Raw genomic sequence first — 6,011 nt, 5'->3', positions numbered from 1 at the left:
CGTCACCGGCGCGCTCGAGATCGAACGCAAGGACAAGCGCATCGGCTCGTCGCTGGAAGCGGCACCGGTTGTCCATGTCGCCGATCCGGAGCTCTTGAAGGCGCTGGAAGGCCAGGACTTCGCCGAGATCTGCATCACTTCGGGCATCGTGATCGAGGCCACGGAAGGTCCTGCGGAGGCGTTCCGCCTTGCCGACGTGGCCAAGGTGAGCGTCGTGCCGAAGCTTGCCGAAGGCCAGAAATGCGCCCGTTCCTGGCGGATCACGACGGATGTTGGTTCCGACTCTGTCTACCCCGACGTGTCGGCTCGTGACGCCGCTGCCTTGCGCGAACTTGGTTTCAAGGCTTAACGCATTGTTACCGGATGAATTGCACTCGTTGCGTTCATCCGGTAAAACCTGCCCGAAATTTGGCGGATTTCTCCGCCATGGGCGCTTGAGTGGCCGCGCTGACCGGTGGCCGGCTGGAAGGAATCTCATGGAAATGACGCGAGAGTTGCGAGTGTTTGCCAGCGTGGCCGCTATTCTGACGAGCGGCCTGGTGCTTTCGGGCTGCATCGGCGGCCCGACCTACGGCACGGACAAGACGGCCGGCGAACAGCTCATGGACGACCTCGGCAGCGTCGCAAGCTTCGGCCCGCCGAAGCGTGATCCGGTCAAGTATCAGCCGCGCCCAGGTCTCGTTCTGCCGCCGTCGGCGCAGCAGACGGCTCTCGTCGAACCGCAGAAGTCGCTTGCCAGCCGCGAGTCGAACCCGGAATGGGTCGAGTCTCCGGAAGAGGTTCGCAGCCGTCTGCGTGAAGAGGCCGACGCGAACAAGAACAACCCGAACTACGTTTCCCCGCTCGCCAAGGCCAGCGCCAACGGCCGCCGGCTCTCGGCCAAGGAGCAGCAGGAAGCCTATCGGGCGGCCCGCAAGATCGAGATGGGCGCCTATTCCGACAAGCGCCGCTTCCTGAGCGATCCGCCGCTCGACTACCGTCGTCTGCCGGAGGGAACCGAGACCGATCTCGGCGAGCCGGAGAAGGACAAGGAGCGCCGCCGCAAGAAGGAGGCGCAGATCAAGAACACCGGCTCCAAGTGGTATTGGCCCTTCTAAGCTGCGCATAAGCCATGACAATCAGCATTCGCAACGCTCGCCCGGAAGACGCGGAAACCATCCTGCGTTTCATCACAGAACTTGCCGTCTACGAGAAGGAGCCCGACGCCGTCGAGGCGACGGTCGAGATGTTGCAGGCCTCGCTCTTCGGCCCGGGCGCGATTACTCGCGCCGTGATCTGCGAGAAGGACGGCAAGCCCGCGGGCTTCGCCATGTGGTTCTACAACTATTCGACCTGGCAGGCGCGCAAGGGTCTCTACCTTGAAGACCTTTACGTCACGCCCGATTGCCGCGGCTCCGGTGCCGGCAAGATGCTGCTGAAGCATCTCGCGAAGATTGCCGTCGAGGAAGGCTGCGGCCGCTTCGAATGGAGCGTGCTCGACTGGAACGAGCCTGCGATCCGGGTCTACGAATCGGTCGGTGCAGAACCGATGTCCGAATGGACGCGCTACCGGCTGGCCGGTGCGGCCCTCGAAAACTTCGCTGCCGACTGAGGCAATCTCAAAAGCATCTGAAACGGGATCTCGTTGACGCGAGGATTTGTGTCACCGCTTCCTGGCGAAGAAGTCCCTGAGGATGTCGGCGGCCTCCCGCTCGGCGAGGCCCGAATAGACGTCCGGCACATGATGGCAGGTTGGCGAACCGAAGAAACGCACGCCGCTGTCGACACCGCCGCCCTTGGGGTCATCCGCGCCGTAGTAGAGGCGGCGGATGCGGGCGAAGGAAATCGCCGCCGCGCACATGGTGCAGGGTTCGAGGGTGACGTAGAGATCGGTGCCCGTCAGTCGTTCGTCCCCAAGGACAGCGGAAGCCTCGCGGATGGCGACGATCTCGGCATGTGCGGTCACGTCGTTGAGTTCGCGGGTGCGATTGCCGGCGCGGGAGATGATCTGGCCATCGAAAACGACCACGGCGCCGATCGGCACTTCGCCGCGTTCTGCCGCTTTCCTGGCCTCCTCGAGGGCCGCATCCATGAAGCGTGTCGTCTCAGCCATCGCTCAAACAATAATTTCTCTTAACCCACGGGCCGCGACCTGATAGGACAGCCGCAAAAGGCAGGCAACACAAATGACATCCAAAGACAAGCCCACACGGCCTGGCGGCAAGTTCGCCGGCCGGGACAAGAAACCGCATTTCGCCGAAAACAAGGCTGGCGCGCCGAAAAAGGCTGCCGGTTCAAAGGCTGGCGGCCCCAAATCCTTCGGATCGAAGGCTTCCGGCCCCAAGGCCGGCGCTTCGCGTCCGGCAAAGGAGCGCCCGAGTGCGGCTGCTCCGGGTGCCGACGAGCCGCAGCGCATCTCCAAGATCCTGGCGCGCGCCGGCGTCGCCTCGCGTCGCGACGTCGAGCGCATGATCATGGAAGGTCGCGTCAAGCTCAACGGCGTCCTTCTCGAAACACCGGTCGTCAACGCGACGCTTGCCGATGCGATCGAGGTCGATGGCCAGCCGATCCGCGGTATCGAGCGCACCCGCCTCTGGCTCTATCACAAGCCGGCCGGCCTGGTGACCACCAATGCCGATCCCGAGGGACGCGCGACCGTATTCGAGAACCTGCCTGACGAATTGCCGCGCGTGTTGTCGATCGGCCGCCTCGACATCAACACCGAGGGCCTGCTGCTCCTCACCAATGACGGGGGCCTTGCCCGCGTGCTCGAACTGCCGTCGACCGGCTGGCTGCGCCGCTACCGCGTGCGCGCCCATGGCGAGATCGATCAGGAAGCGCTCGACAAACTGAAGGACGGCATCGCCGTCGATGGCGTGCTCTATGGCGCGATCGAAGCGACGCTCGACCGCGTCCAGGGCTCGAACGTGTGGATCACGATGGGGCTTCGCGAAGGCAAGAACCGCGAAATCAAGAACGTGCTCGGGGCGCTTGGTCTCGACGTGAACCGTCTGATCCGCATTTCCTACGGACCGTTCCAGCTCGGCGAACTGCCGGAAGGACATGTCCAGGAAATCCGCGGCCGCACGCTGCGCGATCAGCTTGGACCGCGCCTGATCGAGGATGCCAAGGCAAACTTCGACGCACCGCTCTACAATGATCAGGCGGCAACCGTTGCCGGCGATGGGGCGGACGATGATGCCGGCGATACACGCCGGCCCGAACGTGCCAACCGCTGGGAAAAGCCCGAGGACAAGCGCGAGCGTGCTCTGTCGCGGCTCGACACCCGCCGCGACGATCGTCGCGATGGCGGCCGCAAGGAAGGTCCTCGCGGCAAGGGTGGCCCGCGCGAAGACCGCGACGCCAAGTTTGAGGATCGGCCGAAGCGCGCGCCGGCACAGCGCGCCCGCACGGCCAATGTCTGGATGGCGCCGGGCGCCCGCCCGCTGGCCGAAAAGAAGCCAAAATCCGCCGAGGGCGATGCCACCGAGAAGCCCGCCCGTCGCGAGCGTCCGGACGGCGCGCCGAAGACCAAGCGCTACGGTCGTAGCAAAGATGGCTTCGCGACCAAGACGACAGGCAAGTTCGACCCGGACCGCAAGGGCGGTTCGTCCAGGGACTTCGATCGCCCGGCTTCGGCCGCACCGGTCAAGCGTCGGGACGAAGAGGGCGAATGGATCAGCGCCAGCGAGCCTGCCCGTCGCGGCAAGGACGAGGGTCGTGACGGTGGTTTCGGCCGGCGCAAGGCGGGCGATGCGGGCGACCGCAGGTCGCGCGATCACGGTGACCGTCCTGCGCGCCGCGAAGGTGGTGACCGTCCGGCCCGTTCTGAAGGCGGACCACGCAGCTACTCCGACAAGCCCCGCTTCCCGCGCGCCGACGGTGACCGTCCGCCGCGCCGCGAAGGCGGCGACCGCCCCCGTGGCGAGCGTCCGGCTCGCGCTGACGGCGGTCCGCGCAGCTATTCCGACAAGCCAAGGGCACCGCGCGCCGAGGGCGATCGTCCGCCACGCCGCGAAGGTGGTGACCGTCCGTTCGGCGACAAGCCCCGCGGCAAGTCGTTCGGCGGCAAGCCCTCGAGTGGAAAATCCTTCGGCGAACGCTCCGGTGGCCCGCGTGGCGGCAAGCCCGGCGGCGGCAAGCCCGGTGGTGGACGTCCGGGCGGCGCTGGTCGCCCCGGTGGCGCTGGACGCCCGGCCGGCGGTGGCAAGCCGCGCGGCAGAGGAAACTAAGCGGCCGTGCGCATCGTCGGTGGAGAGTTTCGGGGTCGCAGCCTGGCGACCCCAAAGTCCAGCGATATCCGGCCGACCACGGACCGGACGCGCGAAAGCCTGTTCAACATCCTGAGCCACTCCTACCCGGAAGCGCTCGATGGCACCCGGGTGCTCGATCTTTTCGCGGGCACCGGCGCCGTCGGCTTCGAGGCCCTCTCACGCGGGTGCCGGCAGGCACTCTTCGTCGAGCAGGGCGTCGAGGGCAGGGGGCTCTTGCAGACGAACATCGAGACGCTTGGTCTTCAGGGACGCGCCAAGGTCTTCCGCCGTGACGCGACGAGCCTCGGCGGCGTCGGCACGATGGAGCCGTTTCATCTCGTCTTCGCCGATCCCCCCTATGCAAAGGGTCTCGGCGAGAAGGCATTGGAATCGGCCGCTGTCGGTAACTGGCTCGTCCCCGATGCACTGGTGATCCTCGAAGAACGGGCAGACGTTCAGCCGGCGCCGACCGCCGTGTTCGAAAGTCTCGATGTCCGGGTCTTCGGTGACACGCGCATGCATTTCTACCGCTTCCGCGGTGCCTGACGTCATATTTTCGATTTCCTTGCGACGATAGGCTGTCGCCGAACCATGCAGGTTTCTCTTATCCCGCGCCTGAAGGCGGCCTTCTGCAGAACTTGTCCTTAAACCGATGCCGATTTAAGGAACTATGCCGAAGCGGAGGACATGCCGATGAAGCAGGATCTTTCGATGACGAAGGGGGCGGGGCCGGCCTCCAGCCAGCCGACAGTGGCGCTGGCGCTGGGGGGCGGTGGCGCACGCGGGCTTGCGCACATTCACGTCATCGAGGCGCTGGACGAACTGGGCATTCGCCCGGTGGCGATCGCCGGTTCTTCCATCGGCGCAATCATGGGCGCCGGCATGGCGGCTGGCATGCGCGGCGAAGAGATCAGAGCGCACACGCTCTCGACCGTCGGCCATCGTCGCGAAGTCGTCAACCGGCTCTGGCAGCTGCGGCCGTCGAGCCTCTCCGAGGCCATGGTGAACGGCTTTCGCTTCGGGCAATTCAATGGCGAGCGCGTTCTCAGGGCCTTTTTGCCGAAGGCCATTCCGCCGAAGTTCTCGGACCTCGGCATTCCGCTCAAGGTGGTTGCCACCGACTACTATGGCCAAACCGAACACATCTGTGAAAAGGGTGACCTCTGGCAGGCGCTCGCGGCCTCGGCCGCCTTGCCTGCGATTTTCATCCCGGTCAAGATCGACGGGCGGGTGATGATCGATGGCGGCATCTACAATCCAATTCCCTTCGATCACCTGCGCGGGCTCGCGGATATCGTCATCGCTGTCGATGTCGTCGGCGGTCCGGATGGCGATGGCAAGACGATTCCAAGCCGCATCGACAGCCTTTTCGGCGCGAGCCAGTTGATGATGCAGTCGATCATCGCGATGAAGCTGAAGGAAGGCGCTCCCGACATTCTGTTGCGCCCCGATGTCGGTCGCTACCGGGTGATGGATTTCCTGCGAGCCAAGGACGTGTTGAGCGGAACAGTGGCGATCAAGGACCAGCTGAAACGGGCACTCGACGAGCGGATGCGGGCGCCGAGGTTCAAGTGAACCTCGACGACTGACGGGCCCGCACGGTCGGTGCAAGCGAGGCTATGCGTTCTCGCGCTCGTCCATAGGCAGCCCCGGCAGGACCCTTTCGCCCGTTTCCTGGGAATGATCGACCTCGCGTTTCGGCTTGACCAGCGGATCCGGACGCACCGGCCTTGAATGCAGCATGTCGCGACCTGAGGTGATGCCTTCGGCCTCCTGCAG

At 65.2% G+C, this 6,011-nt stretch carries 6 protein-coding genes and 1 pseudogene; 6 read left to right on the top strand and 1 reads right to left on the bottom strand.

Annotated elements, in window-relative coordinates; all coding sequences use genetic code 11:
- The 3 genes and pseudogenes from ileS to I8N66_RS35450 form a co-directional block, all read left to right on the top strand.
- Positions 1-349 (top strand): annotated as a pseudogene (gene ileS, locus I8N66_RS35460) (isoleucine--tRNA ligase); the annotation flags it as partial.
- A 127-nt stretch (positions 350-476) separates the two neighbouring features.
- Positions 477-1,097 (top strand): hypothetical protein, encoded by a 621-nt coding sequence (locus tag I8N66_RS35455; protein ID WP_291164630.1) that lies wholly within the window; start codon positions 477-479, stop codon positions 1,095-1,097.
- Between the two features lie 14 nt (positions 1,098-1,111).
- Entirely contained in the window at positions 1,112-1,591 is a 480-nt protein-coding gene (locus I8N66_RS35450) for a GNAT family N-acetyltransferase (protein WP_113536302.1), read from the top strand.
- Between the two features lie 51 nt (positions 1,592-1,642).
- Here the strand turns inward: I8N66_RS35450 and I8N66_RS35445 are convergent, their stop codons facing one another.
- Complete coding sequence (locus I8N66_RS35445) at positions 1,643-2,092, bottom strand: nucleoside deaminase (protein WP_291164627.1); 450 nt, start codon at positions 2,090-2,092, stop codon at positions 1,643-1,645.
- A 73-nt stretch (positions 2,093-2,165) separates the two neighbouring features.
- Here I8N66_RS35445 and I8N66_RS35440 point away from each other — a divergent pair, with 73 nt between their 5' ends.
- The 3 genes from I8N66_RS35440 (at position 2,166) to I8N66_RS35430 (ending at position 5,807) form a co-directional block, all read left to right on the top strand.
- Entirely contained in the window at positions 2,166-4,211 is a 2,046-nt protein-coding gene (locus I8N66_RS35440; RefSeq protein WP_291164624.1) for a pseudouridine synthase, read from the top strand.
- A gap of 6 nt (positions 4,212-4,217) precedes the next feature.
- Entirely contained in the window at positions 4,218-4,778 is a 561-nt protein-coding gene (gene rsmD / locus I8N66_RS35435; RefSeq protein WP_113536299.1) for a 16S rRNA (guanine(966)-N(2))-methyltransferase RsmD, read from the top strand.
- A gap of 147 nt (positions 4,779-4,925) precedes the next feature.
- Complete coding sequence (locus tag I8N66_RS35430; RefSeq protein ID WP_113536298.1) at positions 4,926-5,807, top strand: patatin-like phospholipase family protein; 882 nt, start codon at positions 4,926-4,928, stop codon at positions 5,805-5,807.
- The last annotated feature ends 204 nt before the right edge of the window (positions 5,808-6,011 follow it).

It is taken from the genome of Ensifer sp. SSB1, from assembly GCF_016652895.1.
Classification (GTDB): Bacteria; Pseudomonadota; Alphaproteobacteria; order Rhizobiales; family Rhizobiaceae; genus Ensifer.
This window is presented reverse-complemented; position numbering and strand designations above follow the sequence as displayed.

Bases quoted from the DNA above. Each gene is read 5' to 3' on its own strand.
- I8N66_RS35455 (WP_291164630.1), top strand. From the start codon at position 477: ATGGAAATGACGCGAGAGTTGCGAGTGTTTGCCAGCGTGGCCGCTATT.
- I8N66_RS35440 (WP_291164624.1), top strand. From the start codon at position 2,166: ATGACATCCAAAGACAAGCCCACACGGCCTGGCGGCAAGTTCGCCGGC.
- I8N66_RS35445 (WP_291164627.1), bottom strand. From the start codon at position 2,092: ATGGCTGAGACGACACGCTTCATGGATGCGGCCCTCGAGGAGGCCAGG.
- I8N66_RS35430 (WP_113536298.1), top strand. From the start codon at position 4,926: ATGAAGCAGGATCTTTCGATGACGAAGGGGGCGGGGCCGGCCTCCAGC.
- I8N66_RS35450 (WP_113536302.1), top strand. From the start codon at position 1,112: ATGACAATCAGCATTCGCAACGCTCGCCCGGAAGACGCGGAAACCATC.